This is a genomic window from Bradyrhizobium sp. A11 (genome assembly GCF_042077125.1).
Classification (GTDB): domain Bacteria; phylum Pseudomonadota; class Alphaproteobacteria; order Rhizobiales; family Xanthobacteraceae; genus Bradyrhizobium; species Bradyrhizobium japonicum_B.
This window is the reverse complement of sequence record NZ_CP149509.1, coordinates 6,399,837-6,422,554: the sequence shown is the minus strand read 5'-3', so window position 1 is coordinate 6,422,554 and position 22,718 is coordinate 6,399,837. Positions and strand designations below refer to the sequence as shown.

At 64.5% G+C, this 22,718-nt stretch carries 21 protein-coding genes and 1 tRNA gene; 14 read left to right on the top strand and 8 right to left on the bottom strand.

Annotated elements, in window-relative coordinates; all coding sequences use genetic code 11:
* Positions 1 to 4 precede the first annotated feature (4 nt).
* Positions 5 to 220 (top strand): hypothetical protein, encoded by a 216-nt coding sequence (locus WI560_RS30215; protein ID WP_375306089.1) that lies wholly within the window; start codon positions 5 to 7, stop codon positions 218 to 220.
* A gap of 131 nt (positions 221 to 351) precedes the next feature.
* Here the strand turns inward: WI560_RS30215 and WI560_RS30210 are convergent, their stop codons facing one another.
* The gene (locus WI560_RS30210) at positions 352 to 972 is read right to left on the bottom strand and encodes a hypothetical protein (protein WP_375306088.1); all 621 of its coding nucleotides are present in this window, start codon (positions 970 to 972) and stop codon (positions 352 to 354) included.
* A gap of 244 nt (positions 973 to 1,216) precedes the next feature.
* Here WI560_RS30210 and WI560_RS30205 point away from each other — a divergent pair, with 244 nt between their 5' ends.
* The 6 genes from WI560_RS30205 (at position 1,217) to WI560_RS30180 (ending at position 7,843) form a co-directional block, all read left to right on the top strand.
* Positions 1,217 to 2,734: an AMP-binding protein gene (locus WI560_RS30205; protein ID WP_375306087.1), complete on the top strand. Its 1,518-nt coding sequence runs from the start codon at positions 1,217 to 1,219 to the stop codon at positions 2,732 to 2,734.
* Between the two features lie 19 nt (positions 2,735 to 2,753).
* A complete protein-coding gene (locus tag WI560_RS30200) occupies positions 2,754 to 3,392 on the top strand; it encodes an RraA family protein (RefSeq protein WP_257196852.1) in 639 nt (212 codons plus the stop codon).
* A 26-nt stretch (positions 3,393 to 3,418) separates the two neighbouring features.
* Positions 3,419 to 3,790 carry a dimethylsulfonioproprionate lyase family protein gene (locus WI560_RS30195; RefSeq protein WP_375306086.1) on the top strand — a complete coding sequence of 124 codons (372 nt, stop codon included), beginning with the start codon at positions 3,419 to 3,421 and terminating at the stop codon, positions 3,788 to 3,790.
* A 127-nt stretch (positions 3,791 to 3,917) separates the two neighbouring features.
* The gene (locus WI560_RS30190) at positions 3,918 to 4,874 is read left to right on the top strand and encodes a tripartite tricarboxylate transporter substrate-binding protein (RefSeq protein WP_375306085.1); all 957 of its coding nucleotides are present in this window, start codon (positions 3,918 to 3,920) and stop codon (positions 4,872 to 4,874) included.
* A 176-nt stretch (positions 4,875 to 5,050) separates the two neighbouring features.
* Positions 5,051 to 6,841 (top strand): adenylate/guanylate cyclase domain-containing protein, encoded by a 1,791-nt coding sequence (locus WI560_RS30185; RefSeq protein WP_375306084.1) that lies wholly within the window; start codon positions 5,051 to 5,053, stop codon positions 6,839 to 6,841.
* A 78-nt stretch (positions 6,842 to 6,919) separates the two neighbouring features.
* The gene (locus WI560_RS30180; RefSeq protein ID WP_375306083.1) at positions 6,920 to 7,843 is read left to right on the top strand and encodes a phosphatase PAP2 family protein; all 924 of its coding nucleotides are present in this window, start codon (positions 6,920 to 6,922) and stop codon (positions 7,841 to 7,843) included.
* A 64-nt stretch (positions 7,844 to 7,907) separates the two neighbouring features.
* On the opposite strand, the gene WI560_RS30175 is transcribed toward WI560_RS30180, so the two are convergent.
* Positions 7,908 to 10,367: a hypothetical protein gene (locus tag WI560_RS30175; protein WP_375306082.1), complete on the bottom strand. Its 2,460-nt coding sequence runs from the start codon at positions 10,365 to 10,367 to the stop codon at positions 7,908 to 7,910.
* A 495-nt stretch (positions 10,368 to 10,862) separates the two neighbouring features.
* Here WI560_RS30175 and WI560_RS30170 point away from each other — a divergent pair.
* From WI560_RS30170 to WI560_RS30160, 3 genes are all read left to right on the top strand, one after another.
* Positions 10,863 to 10,939: transfer RNA gene (locus WI560_RS30170), tRNA-Arg, on the top strand.
* A gap of 262 nt (positions 10,940 to 11,201) precedes the next feature.
* A complete protein-coding gene (locus tag WI560_RS30165) occupies positions 11,202 to 12,329 on the top strand; it encodes a DUF2252 family protein (RefSeq protein WP_375306081.1) in 1,128 nt (375 codons plus the stop codon).
* Between the two features lie 121 nt (positions 12,330 to 12,450).
* A complete protein-coding gene (locus WI560_RS30160) occupies positions 12,451 to 13,590 on the top strand; it encodes an amidohydrolase/deacetylase family metallohydrolase (protein ID WP_375306080.1) in 1,140 nt (379 codons plus the stop codon).
* A 37-nt stretch (positions 13,591 to 13,627) separates the two neighbouring features.
* Here the strand turns inward: WI560_RS30160 and WI560_RS30155 are convergent, their stop codons facing one another.
* Entirely contained in the window at positions 13,628 to 14,353 is a 726-nt protein-coding gene (locus WI560_RS30155; RefSeq protein ID WP_375306079.1) for an alpha/beta fold hydrolase, read from the bottom strand.
* 141 nt (positions 14,354 to 14,494) lie between these two features.
* Here WI560_RS30155 and WI560_RS30150 point away from each other — a divergent pair, with 141 nt between their 5' ends.
* Entirely contained in the window at positions 14,495 to 15,475 is a 981-nt protein-coding gene (locus WI560_RS30150) for a helix-turn-helix domain-containing protein (protein ID WP_375306078.1), read from the top strand.
* Between the two features lie 16 nt (positions 15,476 to 15,491).
* Here WI560_RS30150 and WI560_RS30145 read toward each other — a convergent pair whose 3' ends face one another.
* From WI560_RS30145 to WI560_RS30125, 5 genes are read right to left on the bottom strand one after another with little or no spacing between them, the layout of a single operon-like run.
* Entirely contained in the window at positions 15,492 to 16,637 is a 1,146-nt protein-coding gene (locus WI560_RS30145) for an acyl-CoA dehydrogenase family protein (protein WP_375306077.1), read from the bottom strand.
* 13 nt (positions 16,638 to 16,650) lie between these two features.
* Positions 16,651 to 17,478, bottom strand: coding sequence for an SDR family NAD(P)-dependent oxidoreductase (locus WI560_RS30140; RefSeq protein WP_375306076.1), 828 nt, complete (start codon positions 17,476 to 17,478; stop codon positions 16,651 to 16,653).
* A 19-nt stretch (positions 17,479 to 17,497) separates the two neighbouring features.
* On the bottom strand, positions 17,498 to 17,905 hold the full coding sequence (locus tag WI560_RS30135; protein ID WP_375308944.1) for a MaoC family dehydratase: 408 nt from the start codon (positions 17,903 to 17,905) through the stop codon (positions 17,498 to 17,500).
* Positions 17,905 to 18,360, bottom strand: coding sequence for a MaoC family dehydratase N-terminal domain-containing protein (locus tag WI560_RS30130; protein ID WP_375306075.1), 456 nt, complete (start codon positions 18,358 to 18,360; stop codon positions 17,905 to 17,907). Before WI560_RS30130 ends, WI560_RS30135 begins: the two co-directional genes overlap by 1 nt.
* Positions 18,361 to 18,368: 8 nt before the next feature.
* The gene (locus WI560_RS30125; protein WP_375306074.1) at positions 18,369 to 19,550 is read right to left on the bottom strand and encodes a lipid-transfer protein; all 1,182 of its coding nucleotides are present in this window, start codon (positions 19,548 to 19,550) and stop codon (positions 18,369 to 18,371) included.
* Positions 19,551 to 19,639: 89 nt separating this feature from the next.
* On the opposite strand from WI560_RS30125, the gene WI560_RS30120 reads away from it, so the two are divergent.
* From WI560_RS30120 to WI560_RS30110, 3 genes are all read left to right on the top strand, one after another.
* Positions 19,640 to 20,383 carry a TetR/AcrR family transcriptional regulator gene (locus WI560_RS30120; RefSeq protein WP_375306073.1) on the top strand — a complete coding sequence of 248 codons (744 nt, stop codon included), beginning with the start codon at positions 19,640 to 19,642 and terminating at the stop codon, positions 20,381 to 20,383.
* A complete protein-coding gene (locus tag WI560_RS30115) occupies positions 20,380 to 21,936 on the top strand; it encodes a long-chain-fatty-acid--CoA ligase (protein ID WP_375306072.1) in 1,557 nt (518 codons plus the stop codon). Before WI560_RS30120 ends, WI560_RS30115 begins: the two co-directional genes overlap by 4 nt.
* A 104-nt stretch (positions 21,937 to 22,040) precedes the next feature.
* Positions 22,041 to 22,718 (top strand): alpha/beta family hydrolase, encoded by a 678-nt coding sequence (locus WI560_RS30110; RefSeq protein ID WP_375308943.1) that lies wholly within the window; start codon positions 22,041 to 22,043, stop codon positions 22,716 to 22,718.

The following is a 22,718-nucleotide window of genomic DNA, read 5'->3' as shown; positions in this document are numbered from 1 at the left end:
TGCGATGAAGCGCTACTGGATGATGGGACTGGCGCTGGCGACGTTCTGCGGCGCCGCGACGCTCGTCCATGCAAGGCCACCGACAGTCCAGAACTCTCCCGGCTATGACAGGCGGTTGCAGGAAAGCAGATCGCAGTTGGGCAGTTCGCCGACGACGGTAGCGCCAGTGGATGCGCCGGTGGTCAAACCGAAGCGCAGCAAGAAGAAACGCACGAACTAAGTGCGACCCTCTCGTAGGGTGGGCAAAGCGAAGCGTGCCCACCAACTCTCTCGATCATGAATCTCTCTCGATCATGAATCAATGGTGGGCACGGCGCTGCGCGCCTTTGCCCACCCTACAAGTCTGCGGCTTCAGCTCTTCTTTGCAGGCTTGCTCGGGGTCGGGCTGAACAGCTTCTTCAGGTCGTTCAAGCTTTCCGACAGCCGCGGCCACTCGCAAGAGAAGGAGCCCTTGGCGCAGGGCGCGCCCTTGCGCTGGCCGACGGTCTGCTGCACCTTCGGTCGCTCGACCGGCACCGGCACGCGCGCGACCTCGGTTCTCAATGCGACCTGCTGGATCTGCCGCGCCTGTTGCTCCTGCTGCTCGCGTTGCTGACGCGCGGTCGCTTGCGCCGCCTCGTTATTGCGGCGCTCTCTGGCGAGATAGGCGGTGTAGGCTTCGTCGATCTTCTTCTGTTCCTCCGGCGTCGGATTGGGGCCGGCGATGTCGAAGGTGCGATCCTGCAGGAAGTCGTAATAGGAATAGCCGCCGCCGGGCTTGCGGCGCCCGGCGAACTTGGCGTTGCAATCGGCAAGCGCGGATGTCTTCTCGGCTTTCGTCGCGGCCTTCTCGGCGGCGTCGGCGCATTCCTCGAAATCGACCGGCGCGCGCTTCCACCATTGTGCCTGGGCATGCGGCAGCGTCAGCAGAAAAAATCCTGCTGTGGCTACGGAAAACAGCGCCGCACGACGCAATGCGATCACGGACGACATTCTACGAGAGCATTCCTTGCAAAACTCAACCCAAACTGAGTCGAGTCGGATTTTTGCCTCTTTATCGCCGGCTTGTCACCCGTGGAACCCGGGAATTTCATGGCTGCAATGCTGACATTTTGTGCTTGACGTGGCGCAGGAGTCACAGCGTCGTGCCGGCCGGCTGCTACACTTCGCCTTGCGGGCGCCTCACCTGAGGCGACGCCAAATAACACGAACCAAGAACGCGAAATGGAAACGCCCGATGCTGCTGCCCCTGTCCGACGTGCCGCGCTGGTACGCTGAACGCAAGCCACATGGCACGATCGCCGTCCGTCACGGGCAGGACACGCTGACATGGGACGCGCTCGAGCGCGGCGCCAACCGGCGTGCGCGGGCGTTCGCGGCCAAGGGCGTCAAGCCCGGCGATTTCGTCGCGATCGGCTTGCCGAACGGCAATGCGTTCTTCGAGACCTCCTTCGCGGTGTGGAAGTGCGGGGCAACGCCGACCTCGCTGTCGTGGCGGCTGCCGCGCGGCGAAGCCGCCGCGGTGCTCGACATCCTCAAGCCCGCGCTGGTGGTCGGCGGCGAAGCCGACTGGAACGCGCCGAACCGCTTGCCGGCGGATTTCGTGCCGGAGGGATTTTCGGACGAGCCGCTCAATCCCCCGGTGGCGCGCTATTGGAAGGCGATGACCTCGGGCGGCTCGACCGGGCGGCCAAAAGTGATCCTCGATCATCATCCGGCGGTGACCGACACGGTCGCGCCGCCGCCGCTCAACATCCCCTTCGGAGTCTCGCTGCTCAATCCCGGCCCGCTCTATCACAACGCGCCGTTCATCGTGTCGCACTATGCGCTGTTCACCGGCGGCAAGCTCACCGGTCTTGCCAGGTTCGACGCGGAGGAGACGCTGCGGCAGATCGAGCGCGAGCGCGTGCAATGGGTCAATTTCGTGCCGACCATGATGCATCGGATCTGGGCGCTGCCAGAGCACGTGCGCAACTCTTACGACCTGTCGAGCCTGCAGACCGTCTTCCACATGGCCGCGCCGATGCCGCCGTGGCTGAAGGAGAACTGGATCGGCTGGCTTGGACCCGAGCGGATCTGGGAACTCTATGGCGGCACCGAGCGGCAGGGCGCCTGCATCATCTCCGGCACCGAATGGCTGACGCACAAGGGCTCGGTCGGCAAGATCGGCGACATGGCGAAGCTGCGCATCATCGGCGAGGATGGCAACGACGTCGCGCCAGGCGAGACCGGCGAGATCTATTTCCTCAACAATGACGGCAAGGATGCGACCTATCACTATCTCGGCGCCGAGCCGAAGCGTCGTGCCGACGGCTGGGAATCGCTCGGCGACATCGGCAGGCTGGATGCGGACGGCTATCTCTATCTCGGCGATCGCCTCGCCGACATGGTGCTGCGCGGCGGTGCCAACATCTATCCGGCCGAGGTCGAGGCCGCGGTCTCCGAGGCTCCCGGCGTGCGCTCCTGCGTTGTGGTCGGACTGCCCGATCCGGAATTGGGCCAGCGCGTGCATGCCATCATCGAGCCGGAGGGCGATGCGGACGGGCAGGTCATTGCGGACGGCATGGCGGATTTCCTCAAGGACCGGCTCAGCCGCTACAAGCATCCCGAGAGTTTCGAGTTCGTCAGCGTCCCGCCTCGCGATGATTCGGGCAAGGTTCGCAGAACATTGTTGCGCGACGAGCGCGCGACGTGGATGAAGGAAGGGCGTGCTTTCCGGATTTGGCCGGTGAAGGCGCGGGCGCCCGCCGAGTAAGAAGGAAGGACCAAGGGATATGACGATCACCATCGCCGCCAACAGCGTGCCGAAGCCGCCGGCCGAAATCATCGAGGGTTTTCGGGATGCGCCGACCTCGGTCATTTCAGACAATCTCGCCCGGCTGCCGGGCGCGGTCGGGCTGAAACCCTATCATCGCGGGGCTAAGCTGGTGGGCACGGCCTTCACCGTGCGCACCCGTCCCGGCGACAATCTCGCCATCCATCGTGCGCTCGAACTGGTCGGTCCCGGCGACGTCATCGTGGTCGATGGCGGCGGCGACGAGACGCGGGCGCTGGTCGGCGAGATCATGAAGAACATCGCGCAATGGCGAAAGGCCGAAGGCTACGTGATCGACGGCGCCATCCGTGACGTCGCCGCGTTCGCGGCCGACGACTTTCCCTGCTACGCCCGCGCCGTGATCCATCGCGGTCCCTACAAGAGCGGGCCGGGCGAGATCAACGTGCCTGTGTCGATCGGCGGCAGCGTGATTGCGCCCGGCGACATCGTGGTCGGCGACGAGGACGGCGTGGTGTCGTTTCCCGCCGCGGGGGCCGCGGCGCTGCTGCAAGCCGTGCGGACCCAGGTCGCGCGCGAGGAGGAGACCCTGAAGGCGATCCGCGAGGGCCGCTACAAGGGCTCTTACGGCAAGTCCTGATCGAACGAGAAGAAGGAGGGGATGGCGTGAGCCAGAAGGAAGAATTCCACAACATCGACGATCCCAGCGACGGCCTCTTCCGCGAGCTCGCCGCCGGCGTGACCACGCGCATCTTCTCCGGCGAGCAGGCGATGCTGTCGGTGGTGACGCTGGCGCCGCATGCGCAGGGCACGCTGCACCATCATCCCGAGGAGCAATGGGGCGTGCTGCTGGACGGCTCGGCCATCCGCGTCCAGGGCGATGAGGAAATTCCGGTGAAAAAGGGCGATTTCTGGCGCACGCCTGGCAACGTGCCGCACACCATGCGCGCCGGCCCCGACGGGGCCAGGGTGCTGGACATTTTCAGCCCGCCTCGGCCAGAATACAAGAAAGCGGGGTCGGGCTTCGGCACGAGCTGAAGCGCTTCCCGCTTTAAACTATTTTTGAGCATGATCTTGTCGGAAAACCGCTGCACGCTTTTCCGGATCACGCTTCCAGCGCCAAAGAGCAAAAAAAGCCGGGCGCTGAAAACAAAGGGAGGGGACCATGACGATCACACGACGCACGCTCCTGGCCGCGCCGGCCATTCTCGCAATGACGCCGGCGATGGCGCAAGGGAGCAAGATCACGCTGGTCGTGCCGTTCCCGCCGGGCGGCTCGACCGACGCGATGGCGCGGCTGCTGCAGAGCAGCCTGCAAACCAAGCTCAATCGCATCGTCGTGGTGGAGAACAAGTCGGGCGCGGCCGGCGCGCTCGGCGCCGCGCAGGTCGCCAAGAGCCCGGCCGACGGTTCGACCTTCCTGGTCACGTTCGATTCCCATGCGGTGATCCCGTCGATCCTCGACAAGCCGCCGCTGGATGTCGAGCGCGAGCTGATGCCGGTGCTGCTGATCGGCACCGCGCCCTACGTGATCGCGGCCGGCGCCGACCGCCCCTACAAGAGCTTTGCCGACGTCGTGGCCGCCTGCAAGGCAACGCCGGGTGCGGTGAAATACGCCTCGGTCGGCATCGGCACGCTCGGCCATCTCGCCATGACGGTGCTCGGCAGCAAGGCCGGGGTCGAGATAACCCACGTGCCCTATCGCGGCGGCGGGCCGGCGATGAACGACGTGCTCGGCGGTCATGTCGATCTCATCGCGGGATCGGCGGCGCTGGTCGCCGCCCAGCTCGGCACCAACATGCTGCGTCCGATCCTGCAGCTCGGCCGCGAGCGGCTGGCGGCCCTGCCTGACACTCAGACCGCGATCGAGGCGGGCTTTCCCGATTTCGAGACGCTGGCCTGGTGGGGCATCTTCGCGCCCGCAGGCACGCCGCCCGACGTCGTCGCAGCCTTCGCGGCCGCGTCCAAGGAGATCCTGAGCCAGCCCGCGACCGCCACCCAGCTGAAGGAGACGCAGCACATGACGCTGCTGCTCCAGGACGGCGCCGCCTTCAAGACCTTCTTCGACAAGCAGGTCGCCACTTGGGGCAAGGTGGTGAAGGACAACAATATCAGGGCGTAGCTGGCCGGGCCGCGGTCCTTGCGCATTGGCGGCGGCGAGGGCTTCCGATCCCCCGTCTCGGCGGCCGGCAGAACCGGGTTGTCTCTTCCCGGCAGGCCTTGCATTTGCCTGACTGTCCTTGTCTGCTACAATCTATCGCGTCACAATGGTTGTGGCCGCCCCATGTTGCGTCTGTGATGATGATCAGAGTCGACAACACGTCCCCGGACAACGGCTCGGATCTAGGGCGGCCGAGAAGGCGTACCGCAGCTACGATTTTCATCGATGTCGTCGGATATTCCCGGCTGATGGGAAGCGACGAGGAGGGCACGCATCAACGCTGGATGTCGATGCGATCGAACATCATCGAGCCGCGCGTCGCTTCATGTGCAGGCGAGGTAATCAAGAGTACTGGTGACGGCTTACTGCTGGAGTTCGCGAATCCGGTCGATGCAATCAGGTTCGCACTCGACACCCAGATGCATCTGGCCAAATCGTCATCTGCCGGCGGCAACCTGTTGCAGTTGAGGACGTCGGCAAACGTTGGCGACGTCATCGCCGAGCGTGACGACATCTACGGGGATGGAGTCAATATTACAGCCCGGCTTCAGGAATTCGCCGGCCCGGGCGGAATCGTAATTTCCGGAGCCATTCACGACCAAGTGAAGGATCATCTGCGCTACCAAGCTGCCGACCTGGGATTCCTCACGCTCAAGAATATCGAGCGGCGCATCCGGGCATTCAAGATAGCGCATCACGACCTGCGACCTCCAACAATCTCAGTGGCTCATTCGCTCAAGCCGTCCGTGGCGGTATTGCCGCTGCAGATGCTCGGCCTTCAGGTGGCGGATGCCTATCTTGCGCAGGGAATCGCCCACGATATCGTCGCCTCGCTGGCGGGTATTCGCGAACTGTTCGTCGTATCCAGCACGTCCACACTTGGGTTCACCGACCCTACCCTCGACCCTGCTGCCGTTTGCCATCGGCTTGGCGTGCGATATCTCGTCACGGGAACGCTCAAGCGTCACGGCGAGATGCTGCGGATGCGGGTGGAGTTGATCGATGTCGACACCAGGTCCATGCTGTGGACCAACCAGTACGATGCGTCGATCAGCCAGTTGTTCGACATACAGGAGAAGATCGCAACGAGCATCGCATACGCGCTGCTGCCGCATATCCATATCTCTGAGCTGCAGCACGCCGAGCGCAAGGCGCCGCAGAGCATGAACGCTTATGATCTGGTCCTACAGGGCATGTATCGCTTGTATCGCCTCGGTCATGACGACATGCTTGCGGCGCGAAACTTGTTCGAGCTTGCCCTTGATCATGATCCGCAATATGCCGCGGCCTATGCCCTGATGGCAAAATGGTACATCCTCCACATCGGCGAGGGTCATTCCATCGACTTCAAAGCCGATTCCCGCGAGGCGTTTCGGCTTGCATCGCGGGCGCTCGAGTTCGAGCCGTCGGACCCGGTAGCGCTCGCGATCTTCGGCCACATCAATTCATTTCTATTCGGCGCGTATGACCGCGCCATCGATGCTTTCGATCGTGCCATCGGGGGAACGCCCAATTCCGCTATTGCGTGGTCCCTGAGCGCGTCGACATACTGCTATCTCGGCGACGGACCGCGTGCCGTGGCGCGCGCGTCTTTCGGTATATCGTTGTCTCCGCTCGATCCGTACGCCTATTTCTATCAGTCGGCGCTCACCAACGCGCACTACACCAATGAGACCTTCGACGATGCTGTGCACTGGGGCACGAAGGTCATGGCAGCTGCTCCGCAGTTTGCCGCGAATTTGCGGCTTCTCGCCGCTAGCCTCGTCGCCGCCGGATCTATCGAGCGCGCGCGCGAAGTCGGCGCCGCGCACATGAAGGTCGATCCCTCGTTCTCGGTTGAGAAATATTGCAGTTGGTATCCAATCAAGCAGCCGGATCGGCTCGCTTTACTTGCTGAACGATTGATTGAAGCTGGGTTGCCTCGCTGACAGCGCGATGAGTGCGCCGTCGTTGTTGGTCGCCTCCTAGAAGATCCAGGTTCCCGCAGAGCAGCTCCGGAGGATGACATGGGTATGGGCATGGGCATGGGAATGGGCATGGGCATGGGTATGGGTATGGGTATGGGCATGGGCATGGGCATGGGCATGGGAATGGCCTTCAGTGCCACGCCACCCGAGCTCGGCTTCCGACCCCTGACCTTGCAGTACGACTTAGGGCCGAACTCCGCTCCAAGTTTTCCGGACCAGTTGCTGCCCAAGGAATGCTGGAAAGATAGGGACGGCCCATGGGATCCCGACGTCCTTTGTCTGCTCTCTCTCACGGAGTTCATAAGGGACACCGATTGGGATACGATCGACGCGGACCTCGCCACGGAGCGGCCGACCCTGCTCGATTGGCAGCCGGGCAAGCCGGACTATCAGAATTTTGTGTCCCGCGAGATCACACAGCTTCAGCTGCTCATGCAGACCGACCGCGAGCGCTACATGGGCGAGATCGTTGCGCAGCATGACAACGCGCCCGGATATTGGGTGAGCCTGATGGCCGTCAACAATCATGAGCACCCCAAGACGCTCGTGGTCATGAATCTTGCCGTCCGAATCGGACAGATCGTGGCGGCCTTCTACAAAGACAAGTACCGTCGAACGCGACCATCCTACGCCTGCCCAGGCCTGCTGCCGGCTTTCGGCCCACCAGCACATGCTTCATTTCCAAGCGGTCATGCCTTGCAGAGCTGGCTCATCTCTCTGTTCCTGGAGGAGGTCGCGTGTTCCTACAAGTATGAACTCGAATGGCTTGCTGAAAGAGTCGCATTGAACCGCGAGCGAGCGGGGGTGCACTATCGAAGCGATACCGAGGCAGGAAAGTTTATTGCCGAAAAGTGCAAGGCAAAGATCGCGGCTCTGCCTGCCACCTCGAAGATCAAGATACTTCTCGGAGAGGCCAAGAAGGAATGGAGCCAGCCGATAGCGGCAGCGCCTGCTCCGGTCTAAGCGGCATCGCGCGAGGTGATGAAGGTCAATCTCGCGGCAACGCCGGTCCGGACCTGCGCAGGCTCTAGGAAAGGATCCACTCCCGATAACCGAGATTGTTGTCGGCGCGGACGAGGTCCGCGACGACGACGGGAGCGGTAGCACATGGCAGGGTGGACCCCGTATCGATGTTGCTGCGGTCGCCTGCAACCGTCGCGCGGGCGAGCAAAGCATTTCTCTTGCCTGCCTGTGGCGTCCATTTGAAGGGTCCGAATTTCACCGAAGCCCCGTTCACTACGCAGCGTTGCGTCGTGTCGCCATCCAGCAGCTCCCAGCCGGTCGATGCGGCATTCCAGACATCGGCAGCATCGCCAGTGGCCGCGAACACGCTGACCGTCGCGCCGTTCGCCGGCTCGGCGCCGCGGTTGCGGAGAATGACGTAGACATAGTTGACATAGCCCGGGCGCGGCGCCTCGTGTGGCGCGCCGTCACCCTCGCTGTGCTGGGCCCACAGAACCTCGGGAAGCGCTGACCAAGTGTCGCTGTATTGATATTGTCCCTTGCGTCCATCGTCGACGTAAATATCGATCAGGGGTGCGCTGCCCGGCTTGTTTTGGCCGGGCGAAGATACCTGATACAGACCTTGTTGCTCGAAAGCCCAGCGGATAACCTTGTGCAGCCTTCCGCCGCGCAGTGTCGATCCCTCATAGTCGAGATCGGACGTGCCGACATCTGCGTCCATAAGGGCGGTGGCGAATTGGCTGGCTTCGCGTGTCGGCTCAGTTTGGACTGCGCCGAGCGAAGCTATGGCGCGGACGATTAGGTAAGCAGTGTAATATGCGGCCGCCCGGCGGCGCTCGAGGTCCGGCTCGCCTGCCGGATTGTTGCGAATCGCATCACCGCCCGCGGCGAGATAGAGCCGGAACAGAGTGCTCGACAGGATCTGCTCGGCGTTGTAGCCGGCGGGATCACGGACGCCGTAAGTGGGTGCGGGTTTCTCATAGAGCGTACCGCTCCAGCCCCAGCCTTGCTCGACCTTACGGTCGTGCCGCCGCAGGGCCAGTTGGACAAAGGGAAACGTCACTCCGCGCCTGCGGGACGAAAGCTTCGATGCCGGATCACACATGATTGCCCCGAGCGCGTCGCCGGCGCTGTGAGCGAAATCGAATTCGGTCGATCCGGTCGCGGCAAGGATCAGGACATGACAGAATTCGTGCCATACGAAGCGCACGTCGGCGACGAGCCCCAGAGGGTGTTTCCAGGTGTCCGAAAGATCGGCAAGGGCAAACAGCATCGCGACGTTCCAGGGCCGCGTTGGCGTGTCGCCCAGAAATGGAGTTACGTAGGCATTGATGCCGCGGCCGTCACGTGCGCCAGACCCGGCCAGAAGCTTGGCTCGATGGTCAACGGTCAGAGGCAGTCTGACTTCATGGAAGTGATCGTGCAGGCTGAAGCCGAATCCCTCGATCAGTCGCATCATGGAATCGCAGTGACAGTAGGCGCTGACCGCAGCAAATTCATTGGTTCGAGCCGAGAAGGCAAATGGGGGTACCTGCTCCGGCGGATCGTATTTTTGGCCAAGCGCAGCCGGCTTGCGCAGCGTTACCCGCGGACCGGACAGCCTGCGCCTTCCGCCACCGGCGTGTTCGAGCTCAAGTAGTGCAACGGGATCGCGCTGTTGGTCGAGAGTGGCGCTGCCGCTGTCAGGTCGTATGTCGAACCCGCCTGTCTTGCTGGCGGGATCACTAAGGAAGGCATACCCAGCGCACGCCGAGGCGATTGGGGCCTTGCGGATAAGCCTGCCCTCGAGACGATCAAAGAGGACCCGGTGCGCAATCGAGTCGCCGCTCGCCAACGCCAGGAAAACCGTGGCGCTAGCCGCCAGGCCAAGCCCGCCATCCTCGTAAACGGTGCTGGGCCCGCTTCGCTGATACGCAACGAGTTGTCCATCTGCGATTGCGTCCGGCGACACAAAGCCAAGAGCTGGGCCGAGCCAGCCCGAGATCAGTTCCGCGGGAAGTCTTTCGGCCCATTCCGGATGGAAATCGCGAAAGGCCCGTTCCACAAAAGCCGGTTTCATCGACAAACTGGCGGGCGTGAGTAACGTTGAGCGGGCACTGGTGATGTGCCACCGGCCGGTCTGCCGCCCGTAGTGTGCGACGACACGTATGCTGGCACCCTGAACATCGGGGACGAAAACAGTATCCTTGACCTTGATCGGAATTGTTTGCTGACACCAGACGACCGTCGTCTCGACACCGCCATTGCGGTTCAGTTCGCGCGGCGGTACCCATCGAAATCTTGATTTGATAGATCGATCAGGCCTGTTGGAGTCGGCCGTGTCCTCGAGATGGCTCAAATCGTCTTCGCTGAGCGGCAGCAAAGGGGGATCGGTGCGGGACGCCAGCCTCAGATAAGCGAGCGCGGCTCGCTTCGCTGACACGTCGGAGTCAGCCACCGCAGGCGTCTGCAGATGGCGCAACTCACGAATAACTCCGTCCGCATCCTTTTCAATCAGAAGATCTGGTTCTTGCGGAAGATTCATAGCTCACCTCAAGGGGTCTCGATCTCCAGCACCACGGAGCGGAGCATGCCTCCGCGGACTGCGCAACGCAAGGCTCGTTCCGCTTGCTTGCAAGGGTGATGGAAGGTCACACGGTCTATGACCGGGCGGCGATTGCTCGCCGTTCATGGGCGGCTTCTTGCGGCAGACCAAACGACTCGCGAACGGACGGAAGTAGCGCTCGCCCCATTCCGCATCGCGTGGCGTGGTCGACGCTGCGATGCCGCAGCGCGCGCCTGCTCATGGGGCGCGTCCACCATCGGCGCCAAAGAAGATGACGCGGCCCCGCCGCCATGGAGCAGCTCGAACCGAGCAAGGGCGCCTCTCGATGATGTGGGCTGCTCCGCCGGGACGGATTGGGGCCCCATTTTACGGCCGGCTTGTTCAGCTTGAAGATGATCTGGTCCCGTCCTTGCGGCTGGCGAACCGCATCCTGCTCTGCTATGAGGGGACCGAACCCGCGACTCCGGGTTCCGCGGTCCCGTAGCTCAGCCGGATAGAGCGACGGTTTCCTAAACCGTAGGTCGGAAGTTCGAGTCTTCCCGGGATCGCCATTATCTCAGATGCGTGACGTGATTGCTGGCCGACCCCCGGCGCGACTTGCGTCCTCCCCATCCTCTGGAGTCACCCGCCTGTTCGCCTGTCGTCCCGTGGCGACGATTGCGAGGACAGATCATTCCGGCTGGCGGACGAGCAACGGCGGGGCTATCCTGCTCGCTCTCTGGTTGAATGGTCGAGTGTCTCGTTCCTTGCAGCAGCGTGCAGCAAGTCCTGTCCGCGGGCTGCTCGCCATCTTTCGCTTCGGGAAGCTCTCGCGTGATCAAGCAAACGTCTAGCCGAACCGGCGGGATCGCGCCGCGTTCATTTCTCGACGACAACAGAGAGTTCGAGCGCTGGCTGCGCTCCGAATGCAAAGTCGTCGCGCGCGACCTCGAAGAAAAGCACAAGAGGATGAAGGACGACCCGTTCGTCTTCCTTCGTGCAACTTTCTTTCGCTGGGCCAGACGTATCGAAGCGATCTGCCCGGAGTTGAAGGACGCGCCGCGCGTGCCGTCGATCGGCGACACCCATATCGAAAATTTCGGGACCTGGCGCGACCTGGAGGGGCGTCTCGTCTGGGGCGTCAACGATTTCGACGAGGCCGCGATTATTGCCTATCCCTTCGATCTGGTGCGCCTTGCGACGAGCGCGCGGCTCGCCCCGAAGGCCAAGAAGAGGAAGGCGAGGGCCATGACCCACGTCGGCAATGGCGACGCCGCCAAGGCGATTCTCGATGGTTACAAGAAGGGTCTGACGCGGCCGCGGCCCTCGCTCCTGGATGAGCAGGCGAGCTGGATGCGCGCTTACGTGGCATGTACCGACGACGAACGCCAAGAGTTCTGGGACGACGTGAGGAAATATCCGCGAGCGAAGCCGCGCCCCCCTGTGGCCGCTGCGCTCCGCAGCAAATTGCCGCCCGATACCTCGTTTGGCCGCTTCGCGAGGCGCGTGGCAGGTGCCGGCAGCCTGGGCCGGCCCCGTTTCGTCGCCATCGCCGAATGGCGCGGCGGCCAAGTCGTCAGGGAGGCCAAGGCGCTGGTGCCGTCAGCCTGGGATTGGGCGCATGGCCAGCACGGCAAGCTGCGCTTTCTCGACCTCGCAACGGGTCCATATCGCGCGCCCGATCCGCACCTCGCGCTCGAGCGCCAGAGCGGCTTCGTGATCCGGCGCCTTGCGCCCGATTCCCGCAAGATCAATCTTGGGGATCACGCGAACATGGAGGTGGAGCTCGATCTGCTCAACGTCATGGGCTTCGACATTGGCGCCATTCACGCCGCTGGAGGCGCATCGGAGAGGATCGCCGCAGACCTGAGAAAGCGCGACATTAACTGGCTACATGCTGCCGCAAAGGCTGCTGCCGCATTCGTCGAAGGTGATTTCAGGGAGTGGCGCAGGCACGGTTGACCGGAATGCCGGCTCCGCTCTCGGTGATTCCCGCGCTTTGCCTGGTTGGTGCAAGATTTGCTATAGGCGATCCGATAGCCCGCACCAGCCTTGCCACGCCCTGCCAATCCCGGAGACCCTGATGCCTTTCGACCTCATCCTGCGCGGGGGCCGCGTGATCGACCCGTCGCAGAAGCTCGACGCCGTGACCGATGTCGCCTTTGCCGGCGGCAAGGTCGCCGCCATCGGCACCGGGCTCAAGGCTGATCCCGGCACGGAGGTACGGGACGCTTCGAAATACATCGTGACGCCGGGGCTGATCGATCTGCACACCCATGTCTATTGGGGCGGCACCTCGCTCGGCATCGACGCCGAGGAGTTCTGCCGGCTGTCCGGCGTCACCACCGCGGTGGACACCGGCAGCGCCGGGCCCGGCAATTTCGCCGGCTTCCGCAAGCATGTGATCGAGCCGAGCCAGGTCCGCATCCTCGCCTATCTGCACGTCTCGCATGCCGGCATCTTCGGCTTCTCGCACCGCATCATGGTCGGCGAGAGCGAGGAGCTCAGGCTGATGAACCCGATCGAGGCCGCGCAGGTGGCCGATGCCAATCGCGACCTCATCGTCGGCATCAAGGTGCGCGTCGGACTGCATTCTTCGGGCACGTCGGGGGCAGTGCCGCTCGACATCGCGCTCGAGGTTGCGAACGAGGTGGGCATGCCCCTGATGGCGCATATCGACCATCCGCCGCCGAGCTATGAGGAGGTGCTGGCCCGCCTGCGGCCCGGCGACGTGCTGACCCACGCGTTCCGCCCGTTCCCGAACACGCCAGCGACCGCGCAAGGCACGGTGAAGAAGGCGGTGCTGGAGGCGCGCGAGCGCGGCGTGCTGTTCGACATCGGCCACGGCAAGGGCTCGTTCGCCTTCAAGACCGCGCGCGCGATGCTCGCCAACGGCTTCTATCCGGACACCATCTCGTCCGACATCCATCAGCTCTGCATCGATGGCCCGGCCTTCGACCAGGTCACGACCCTGTCGAAATTCCTGTGCATGGGCATGGAGCTGCCCGACGTGATCGCGGCCTCGACGGTGAACGCAGCGATGGCGCTGCGCCGCCCCGAGCTCGGCAGCCTCAAGCCCGGCAGCGTCGGCGACGCCACGCTTATCACAGTGAAGCAAGGCCAGTTCGATTACGAGGACGTCGTCGGCGAACATTTGATCGGCGACCGCAAGATCGTCTCGGAGGGCGTCGTCATCGGCGGCCGCTGGTGGCATCCGAATTGAACGGCCCACGATCGCGGGCGTGCACAGGACGCGCCGATCAGTCGCGCCCTGCCTCCATGATCGCCTTGGCGAGGCGCGCCGGATCGGAGAAGCACAGTTCGTGGCTTCCCGGCACCTGCACCAGGCGGAACAGGCCGAGCTTCTCCGATAGCCGCGGATGCCAGCCATGGCTGTGCGGCAGCGCGGTATCTTCCGTGCAGTTGATGTAGGACTTGGCCAGCGGCATGTCGGCCGGATTGCTCTTGAGCGTGATCTTGTCGGTGAAGGTCGCCAGCGGATGCGGATTGAGGACGTCGTAGGCGCGCTGCGCCGTCTCCAGATCGGCGTCGTTGATGAAGGCCTCGCGCCAGACCGGGAATGGCAACACGACCGAGCCGTCGCCGCGTTCGGCGGCGATGGCGTCGAACAGCCCGACATAATGCGGCGGCACCATGTCGTTGAGGCATTCGCCGTCGTTGGGCACGAAGGCATTCCAGTAGACCAGGCGGCGGATGCGATCGGGCGCGAGGTCGGCCACGCCGGTGATGATCATGCCGCCATAGGAATGGCCGAGCAGGATCACGTCCTTCAGATCGTTCTCGGCAAGGTAGCCGGCAATCGACTGGATCGCCTCCTTCAACCCTGTCGTCTTGGCATCGCCCGGACGGTTGCCCTTGATGGTGGGGGTATGGACCTGATGGCCGGCCGCGCGGATCGGTGCGGCGAGAGGCTCGAACTCGGCACCGGTGTGCCAGGCGCCATGGACGAGGACGTAGGTCGACATGTTGTGGCTCCTCCCGAGACTGTGATTAGATTGATGCCGCGCCGCTTTGGCCGGCAGCGGTGCCGCCGCGCGTCAATTGTGGACTGGCGGCTGATGGGGCGCTTGGCTGGAAGCGAACAGAATTGGTCTCGGAGTGAACCGATGCAGCAGGTCGAGCACGCCATGCCGTCACGCCAATCGGCCTGGGATACTGCGGGCGTCCGGCCGAGCGAGCAATTCGCCTATTATCGTGAGGCGATCTGCCAGGCCTTCATGAATCTGACGCCGGAGCCGGCGGCCGCGCCCGGCTTTCCCGCCAGCGTCGAGCACGTCCGGCTCGGCCAGGCCGCGATCAACCGCGTCAGCTTTCCCGAGCACGTGGTGCGGCGCTCTGCGGCCGACATCGCGGCATCCGACCGCAGCTGCTTCTACCTCAACCTGAAGCTGGCCGGCCGCTGCCGCATCCAGCAGGGCAATCGCGAGATCAGCCTGTCACCCGGACAGGTCGGCATCTTCGACAGCGATCGGCAGTTTGCGCTTCTGCACGACCGTGGTCCGCAATTGCGCGTCGCCTCGTTCTGGGTGCCGTCCGAGGCCTTGCGCGAACGGCTGCCGGCTTCGCTCGACGTCGCTGCGGCACGGGTCTCCGACGATGCCGTCGTCGGCCACCTCATCGTCGAGACCGCGCGCACGCTCGCCGATGGCGCGCTGCGGATGACCGAAGACGAAGGGACGCGGCTGTTCCAGGCGCTGATCGAGCTGGTCGCCGTCAGCCTGTCGCGGCGTGGCCGGGCAGGTGTGGCGGAGACTGAGGGTCTCGCCGATGCAACCACGCTGGCATTGAAGCGCGCCATTCACCGGCGGCTCCGCGAGCCCGGCCTTGCGGTCGCCGATGTCGCCGGCGCCGTGGGCATCAGCGAGCGCTACGTGCACAAGCTGCTGGCGCGATCGGGCTCGAGCTTCACCGAATACGTCATATCCTATCGCCTCGACGGCGCGGCCAGGGATCTCAGCGATCCCGCGATGACGGATCGTGCGATCGGCGCCATCGCATTCGATTGGGGCTTCTCGGACCTCTCGCACTTCACCCGCCGCTTCAAGCAGCGCTTCGGCTGCCGGCCGCGCGACTGGCGCGCGCGGTGATTGACAGCGACCTGATCTACAAGGATCTGGCGATCAACAGCTTCATGATCTCGTTGGTGCCGCCGTAGATCTTCTGGATGCGGGAATCGATGAAGATGCGCGAGATCGGGTATTCCTGCATGTAACCGTAGCCGCCGAACAGCTGCAGGCATTCGTCGGCGGTCTCGACCTGCTTCTCCGAGCACCAATATTTCGCCATCGAGGCCGTGACCGTGTCGAGATCCCCAGCGACGAGGCGCTCGATGCACCAGTCGACGAAGACGCGCGCGATCATCGCCTCGGTCTTGCGCTCGGCCAGCGTGAAGGCGGTGTTCTGGAAATCCATCAGCGGCTTACCGAAAGCTTTGCGCTCCTTGGTGTACTCGGTGGTGAGCTTGACCGCGCGCTCCATCGAGGCGACGGCGCCGACCGCGAGCGCAAGGCGCTCCTGCGGCAGCTGCTGCATTAGCTGGACGAAGCCCTGGCCTTCCTCCTTGCCGAGCAAATTCTCCGGCGGCACGGTGACGTTGTCGAAGAACAGTTCCGACGTGTCGGAGGCATGCAGGCCGATCTTGTCGAGGTTGCGCCCGCGCTTGTAGCCGTCGGCGCCCGCGGTCTCGACGACGATCAGCGAGATGCCCTTGGCGCCGGCTTCGCCGGTGCGCGCGACCACGATGACGAGATCGGCGGCCTGGCCGTTGGTGATGAACGTCTTCTGGCCGTTGATGACGTAGGAATTGCCCTGCTTCTTCGCCGTGGTCTTCACGGCCTGCAGGTCCGAGCCGGTGCCGGGCTCGGTCATGGCGATGGCACCGACCATCTCGCCGGAGGCCATCTTCGGTAGCCAGCGCTTCTTCTGCTCCTCCGAGCCGTAATTGAGGATGTAATGCGCGACGATGGCGCTGTGCACGGAGACGCCGGTTGTCAGCTCCGGCACGGTGCTTTCGAGGTCGTCCAGCACCGCGGCGTCGTAGGCGAAGGTCGCGCCCAGGCCGCCATATTCCTCCGGCACGCTCGCGAGCAGCGCGCCCATCTCGCCGAGCCCGCGCCAGGCGAAGCGGTCGACCATCTTCTGCTCGCGCCATTTTTCGGCATGCGGCGCCAGATCCTTGGCAAGATATTTACGGAACTGGTCGCGGAACGTGTCCAGCTCTTCGGTCATCCACGACGATCGGTATTGCATCAGCGCCTCGCTCTCAGACAATCAGGCCGCCGCCGGCGACGACCACCTGACCGCTGATATAATTGGATTCCGGGCTGCAGAACAGATAGACGGCGTCGGCCGCCTCTTCCGGCGTGCCGCCGCGGCCGAGCGGGATCATGCGCGACATGGCCTCCAGCATCTGCGGCTGAACGCCGACCTTGATGTCGCGGCCGGCGACGTCGATGGTCTTCTGCTGCGCCTCGATCGGCTGGGTCAGACGGGTGTTGATCAGGCCGAAGGCGACGCAATTGACGTTGACCTTGTAGCGGCCCCACTCCTTGCACATGGTCCGGGTCAGCCCGATCAGCGAGGCCTTGGCCGAGGAGTAGCTCGCCTGACCGGCATTGCCGTAGAGGCCAGCGATCGAGGAAATGTTCACGACCTTGCGGAACACCTCGCGCCCCTCCTCGGCCTCCTTCCGGGCGAAGACGCGGATCGGCTCGGCGGCGGCGCGCAGGATGCGGAACGGCGCGACCAGGTGGACGTCGAGCATGGCCTGAAACTGCTCGTCCGTCATCTTCTGGATGGTGGAGTCCCAGGTGTAGCCGGCATTGTTGACGATGATGTCGAGCCCGCCGAACTTGTCCAGCGCAGCGCCGACGAAGCGGTCGGCGAAACCCGTTTCCGAGACGCTGCCGTTCACGGCAGCGGCATCGCCGCCGAGCGCCTTGATCTCCGCGACCACGGCGCTCCCCGGCTCCGCGTCGAGGTCATTGACGACGACCCTGGCGCCTTCGCGCGCCAGCTTGAGCGCGATCGCACGTCCGATGCCGCGGCCCGAGCCGGTGACGAGCGCGACCTTTCCGCGTAACTTTGCCATTGCATGTGTCCTCTTGCTGTCACAGCGCGATGATCGCACTGCCTTCGAGCTTCACCTCGCCGCGATCGTCCGTGGTGGTGAGCGACAGCCTTGCGCGGCGCTCGCCATCCTCGGCGAAGAGCTCGGTCACCGTTCCCTCGCAGGTCAGCTTGGCGCCGAGCTGGGTGATGGCGACGAACCGGGTCGAAAAGCTGCGGAGCTTCGACGGCGGCACCGCGTCCGTGAGCGCCTGGCCGAGGAAGGCCATCACCAGCATGCCGTGGGCGAACACGTCAGGAAATCCGGCCGCCTTGGCGAAGTCGATATCGACATGGATCGGATTGTGATCGCCCGATGCGCCGCAATAGAGTGCGAGCGTGTGGCGGGTGATCGGCGGAAAGGCCTTGTGGACGATGCGGTCGCCGGCCTTGATGTCTGCGGATGCCATCACGACGCCACCTCGTTACGGACGACGATGGTGCGCGCGGTATCGGCGACGTGCACGCCGTCCTGGTTGGTCACCTCGCACCGGATGCCGATCAGCGTCATTGCGCCGCCCTTCTTGTCCGTCACGCTGGCCACGCGCGGCCGGAACGTCAGGGTGTCGCCGACCAGAACCGGCGCGTGATAGACGAAGCTCTGCTCGCCATGCAGCACGCGTGCGAGGTCGATGCCGAGTGCAGTGAACATCTCGAAGGGGTCGTCGACGTCCATCATCTCCAGGCAGAACAAATAGGTCGGCGGCACCGGCATGCCGGTGAATCCGGCCGCGCGCGCCGTGTCTGCGTTGCGGTAGACCGGATTTTGTTCACCCAGCGTGTTGAGGAAGTAACGGAGACGACCGGGCTCCACGCGCGCGGTGACGGGCGTGAAGCAGCGCCCTACGGCGGACTGATCGACCATGGCGGATATCAGTGCCGCTGGTAGAGCGTGACGACGCAGGCGCCGCCGAGGCCGAGATTGTGCTGCAGCGCGATCTTGGCGCCCTCGACCTGCGTGGGGCCCGCCGTGCCGCGCAGCTGCCGCGTCAGCTCGTAGCACTGCGCAAGCCCGGTTGCGCCGAGCGGATGTCCCTTGGACAGCAATCCGCCGGACGGATTGGTCACGATCCGCCCGCCATAGGTATTGTCGCCGTCATTGATGAACTTGCCGGCTTCACCCTCGCCGCAGAGACCCAGCGCCTCGTAGGTGATGAGCTCGTTGTGGGCGAAGCAGTCGTGCAGCTCGACGACGTCGAGATCGCCCGGTCCGACGCCGGCGCTCTCGTAAACGCGGCCTGCCGCCTCTTTTGCCATGTCGTAGCCGACCAGTTGCATCATGTCGCCGGCCTTGAAGGTCGAGGGCGTGTCGGTGGTCATGGCCTGCGCCGCGATGCGCACCTCCTTGCCGATGCCGTGCTTGTCCGCAAACCGCTCCGACACCAGCACGGCCGCGGCGCCGCCGCAGGTCGGCGGGCACGCCATCAGGCGCGTCATCACGCCCGGCCAGATCACCTGGTCGTTCATGACGTCCTCCGCCGTGACTTCCTTGCGGAACAGCGCGAGCGGATTGTTCCTGGCATGACGGCTCGCCTTGGCACGCACCTTGGCGAAGGCATCGAGCGGTGTGCCGTATTTCTTCATGTGGCTGAGGCCTGCGCCGCCGAAATAGCGCAGCGCCAGCGGAATGCCGGGCGCATCGATCAACTGGTCGGCAGCCGCGTCGAACTCCTCGAACGCGCTCTGGCGGTCGGTGTAGACGCTTCCGAGCGCGCCCGGCTTCATCTGCTCGAAGCCGACCGCCAGCACGCAATCGAGCGCGCCGCTCGCGACCATCTGCCGCGCCATGAACAGCGCGGTCGAGCCGGTCGAGCAATTGTTGTTGACGTTGACGATGGGAATGCCGGTCATCCCGACGTGGTACAGCGCGCGCTGTCCGCAGGTGGAATCGCCGTAGACGCAGCCGGCATAGGCCTGCTGCACCTTGTCATAGCCGAGGCCGGCATCCGCGAGCGCCAGCTTGACCGCCTCCGTCCCCATCTCGTGATACGGCGCGCTGGCGCCCGGCTTGGCGAAGGGGATCATGCCGACCCCTGCGACGATGACGTCAGACATCGCTTCCTCCCAAATAAATTACCCGTTGGACTTTTTCTTACCCATGGGTAACATATCGGTCGATGCCCACGAGAGTCAACCGACCCAGCATGGATTCCGCGCCGCCCGTTCCGCCCTCGTCGCCGCAGGCTTCGCCCTGGCTGCCGTTCGAGAGCCGCCGCCGCGCCCGCGACGAAAAGCGCGAGGCGGTGCTGCGCGCCGCCGTGCAGCTGTTTCTGGAGCAGGGCTATCATCGCGTGACGCTGAACGAGGTCGCCGAGCGGCTGAACATCACCAAGCCCGCGCTGTACAATTACTTCCGCGGCAAGGACGAGATCCTGTTCGAGTGCTGGTCGATGGGCGCCGAGCTCGTCGACGGCGTCATCACGGAGATCAATGCCGGCGGTGGCTCGGGCCTCGCCAAGCTGCGCAAGCTGGTGCACGCCTATGCCGCGCTGATGGCGACCGATTTCGGTGCGAGCCTGGTGCGTTTCGACCTGCGCGATCTGGCCGAGCGGAACGCCGCCGTCGCACGTGCCGCCAAGAAGCGCATCGACACCACCTTCCGGCGATACATTGCCGCAGGCACGGCCGACGGCTCGATCAAGCCATGCGATCCCAAGCTCGCCGCCTTCGCGATCGCGGGCGCGCTCAACTGGATCGGCCACTGGTATCAACGCGACGGCGAGCTCTCGCCGACCGAGATCGCGGACGAGTTCACGGTTCGGCTGACCGAGGGCCTGGCGACCGAGAGCCGGCAGCAAATCACAAAGAAGACGCCGAGAGCGCCGCAACGGCGCAACTCAGAGCGCGCCACGACTGGGAAGAAGCGCACAGGAGAAGGAACGCGATGAACATCACGCATGGGCTGCGGCGCGCGCTGCAGATCAATCCGAAGGGGCTCGCCACCGTTTATGGCCAGCGGCGCCGCAGTTGGGGCGAGCTCGGCGAACGCGTCGCCAGGCTGGCCGGCGGACTGCGCACGCGCGGCGTCAGGGACGGCGATCGCGTCGCCGTGCTGTCCTTCAATTCGGACCGCTATCTCGAGCTTTATCTGGCGGCCGGCTGGGCGGGCGGCGTGATCGTGCCGCTCAACATCCGCTGGAGCGCCCTTGAAAACGAGGATGCGCTGCGCGACTGCCGTGCCTCCGTGCTGCTGGTCGACAAGGCCTTCGCGCAGGTCGGCGCGCAGCTTGCCCAGGCCACTCCCGCGCTGAAGCTGATCTATGCCGACGACGGCGAGGTGCCGGCCGGAATGGAGAGCTACGAGGATCTAGTCGCGGGCAGCGCTCCGGTCGCCGATGCCATGCGCAAGGGCGAGGATCTCGCCGGCATCTTCTACACCGGCGGCACCACAGGGCGTTCCAAGGGCGTGATGCTCAGCCACCAGAACCTGATGGCCAATGCGCTCAATGCCCTCGGCGAAGGACTGTTTCCCGCCAGCACGACCTATCTGCATGCGGCGCCAATGTTTCACCTCGCCAACGGCGCTGCGATGTATTCGCTGCTGCTCTCCGGCGGCTCCAACGTGATCGTCCAGGGCTTCACGCCCGAAGGCGTGATGGCGGCGATGCAGGACCAGCGCGTCACGGACGTGCTGCTGGTGCCCACCATGATCCAGATGCTGGTCGATCACCCCGCGATCGGAAACTACGATTTGTCGTCGCTGAAGCACATCATCTATGGGGCCTCGCCGATCAGCGAGGCGGTGCTCGACCGTGCTGCGCGCGCGCTGCCGCATGTGCGTTTCACCCAGGCCTACGGCATGACCGAATTGTCGCCGATCGCGACGCTGCTGCATGCGAACGAGCATGTCGGGGAGGGGCGCAGGAAGGGACGTCATCGCGGTGCGGGCCGCGCCACGCTCGGCTGCGAGGTGCGCATCGTCGACGAGAACGACCGGCCGGTGCCGGCGGGTGCCGTCGGCGAGATCGTGGTGCGCGGCGACACTGTGATGATGGGCTATTGGGAGCGGCCGGAGGAGACCGCGCGCGCCGTCATCGACGGCTGGATGCACACAGGCGACGGCGGCTACATGGACGAGGACGGCTTCATCTACGTCGTCGACCGCGTCAAGGACATGATCATCTCGGGCGGCGAGAACGTGTACTCGGTCGAGGTCGAGAACGCGCTGGCGCAGCATCCGTCAGTGCTGCAATGCGCCGTCATCGGAATTCCCAACGAGCAATGGGGAGAGCAGGTCCACGCCGTCGTGGTCAGACGCAGCGGCGTGGAGGTCTCGCCCGGCGAGCTGATCGAGTTCACGAAGACGTTGATTGCGGGCTACAAATGTCCCCGCAGCATCGAGATCACCGAGGCGCCGCTGCCGCTGTCCGGCGCCGGCAAGGTGCTGAAGCGCGAGCTGCGCAGGCCGTTCTGGGATGGCCGGGAACGGCGGGTGAGCTGACGGCTCCCACGCGTAAGGCGTGCCGCCGGGGATGCGTGCGAAGTTTCATGTTTCCACATCGCGGTCGCGCGGGTATCTCTTGCGGGACTCATCGGGAACATCCAATCTTGGTCGAGACGCGCGAGCTCAAGCTTGACATCGAACGCATCGGCACGGTCTCTGCGATCCTGAGGCAGCCGGACCGTGCGCGTGCCTGCTACGTGCTGGCGCATGGCGCCGGGGCCGACATGCGCCATTCCTTCATGGAGAGGGTCGCGGAGGGGCTTGCGAACCGCGGCATCGCGACCTTCCGCTTCAATTTCCCCCATATGGAGAAGAAGCTGGGGCGTCCCGACCAGCCCGCTGTCGCGCACGCTGCGATCCGCGCGGCCGTCGCGGAGGCGGCGCGGCTCTGTCCCGGGTTAAAGCTATTCGCCGGCGGCAAGTCGTTCGGTGGCCGCATGACCTCGCAAGCGCAGTCGAAGTCTCCGCTGCCAGGCGTGAGAGGTCTCGCCTTCCTCGGCTTCCCCCTGCATGCCGCGAAGAAGCCGTCCTCCGAGCGCGCCGAGCATCTCGCCGGCATCACCGTCCCGATGCTATTCCTGCAAGGCACGCGTGACGAGCTTGCCGATCTTGGCCACCTCACGCCGGTCATCGCGCAGCTCGGAGCGAAGGCGACGCTGCATCAGGTCGAAGGCGGGGATCACTCGTTTGCGGTGCTGAAGAAGTCCGGCCGGACCAATGAGGAGGCGCTCACAGAAGTGCTGGACGCGCTCACGGCCTGGATCAACGGGATCGCCTGA

What these genes read in the sequence shown, in the direction of transcription:
- WI560_RS30215 (WP_375306089.1), top strand. Translation starts at nt 5, where the DNA reads ATGAAGCGCTACTGGATGATGGGACTGGCGCTGGCGACGTTCTGCGGC.
- WI560_RS30210 (WP_375306088.1), bottom strand. Translation starts at nt 972, where the DNA reads ATGTCGTCCGTGATCGCATTGCGTCGTGCGGCGCTGTTTTCCGTAGCC.
- WI560_RS30205 (WP_375306087.1), top strand. Translation starts at nt 1,217, where the DNA reads ATGCTGCTGCCCCTGTCCGACGTGCCGCGCTGGTACGCTGAACGCAAG.
- WI560_RS30200 (WP_257196852.1), top strand. Translation starts at nt 2,754, where the DNA reads ATGACGATCACCATCGCCGCCAACAGCGTGCCGAAGCCGCCGGCCGAA.
- WI560_RS30190 (WP_375306085.1), top strand. Translation starts at nt 3,918, where the DNA reads ATGACGATCACACGACGCACGCTCCTGGCCGCGCCGGCCATTCTCGCA.
- WI560_RS30185 (WP_375306084.1), top strand. Translation starts at nt 5,051, where the DNA reads ATGATGATCAGAGTCGACAACACGTCCCCGGACAACGGCTCGGATCTA.
- WI560_RS30180 (WP_375306083.1), top strand. Translation starts at nt 6,920, where the DNA reads ATGGGTATGGGCATGGGCATGGGAATGGGCATGGGCATGGGTATGGGT.
- WI560_RS30175 (WP_375306082.1), bottom strand. Translation starts at nt 10,367, where the DNA reads ATGAATCTTCCGCAAGAACCAGATCTTCTGATTGAAAAGGATGCGGAC.
- WI560_RS30160 (WP_375306080.1), top strand. Translation starts at nt 12,451, where the DNA reads ATGCCTTTCGACCTCATCCTGCGCGGGGGCCGCGTGATCGACCCGTCG.
- WI560_RS30155 (WP_375306079.1), bottom strand. Translation starts at nt 14,353, where the DNA reads ATGTCGACCTACGTCCTCGTCCATGGCGCCTGGCACACCGGTGCCGAG.
- WI560_RS30150 (WP_375306078.1), top strand. Translation starts at nt 14,495, where the DNA reads ATGCAGCAGGTCGAGCACGCCATGCCGTCACGCCAATCGGCCTGGGAT.
- WI560_RS30145 (WP_375306077.1), bottom strand. Translation starts at nt 16,637, where the DNA reads ATGCAATACCGATCGTCGTGGATGACCGAAGAGCTGGACACGTTCCGC.
- WI560_RS30140 (WP_375306076.1), bottom strand. Translation starts at nt 17,478, where the DNA reads ATGGCAAAGTTACGCGGAAAGGTCGCGCTCGTCACCGGCTCGGGCCGC.
- WI560_RS30135 (WP_375308944.1), bottom strand. Translation starts at nt 17,905, where the DNA reads ATGGCATCCGCAGACATCAAGGCCGGCGACCGCATCGTCCACAAGGCC.
- WI560_RS30130 (WP_375306075.1), bottom strand. Translation starts at nt 18,360, where the DNA reads ATGGTCGATCAGTCCGCCGTAGGGCGCTGCTTCACGCCCGTCACCGCG.
- WI560_RS30125 (WP_375306074.1), bottom strand. Translation starts at nt 19,550, where the DNA reads ATGTCTGACGTCATCGTCGCAGGGGTCGGCATGATCCCCTTCGCCAAG.
- WI560_RS30120 (WP_375306073.1), top strand. Translation starts at nt 19,640, where the DNA reads ATGGATTCCGCGCCGCCCGTTCCGCCCTCGTCGCCGCAGGCTTCGCCC.
- WI560_RS30115 (WP_375306072.1), top strand. Translation starts at nt 20,380, where the DNA reads ATGAACATCACGCATGGGCTGCGGCGCGCGCTGCAGATCAATCCGAAG.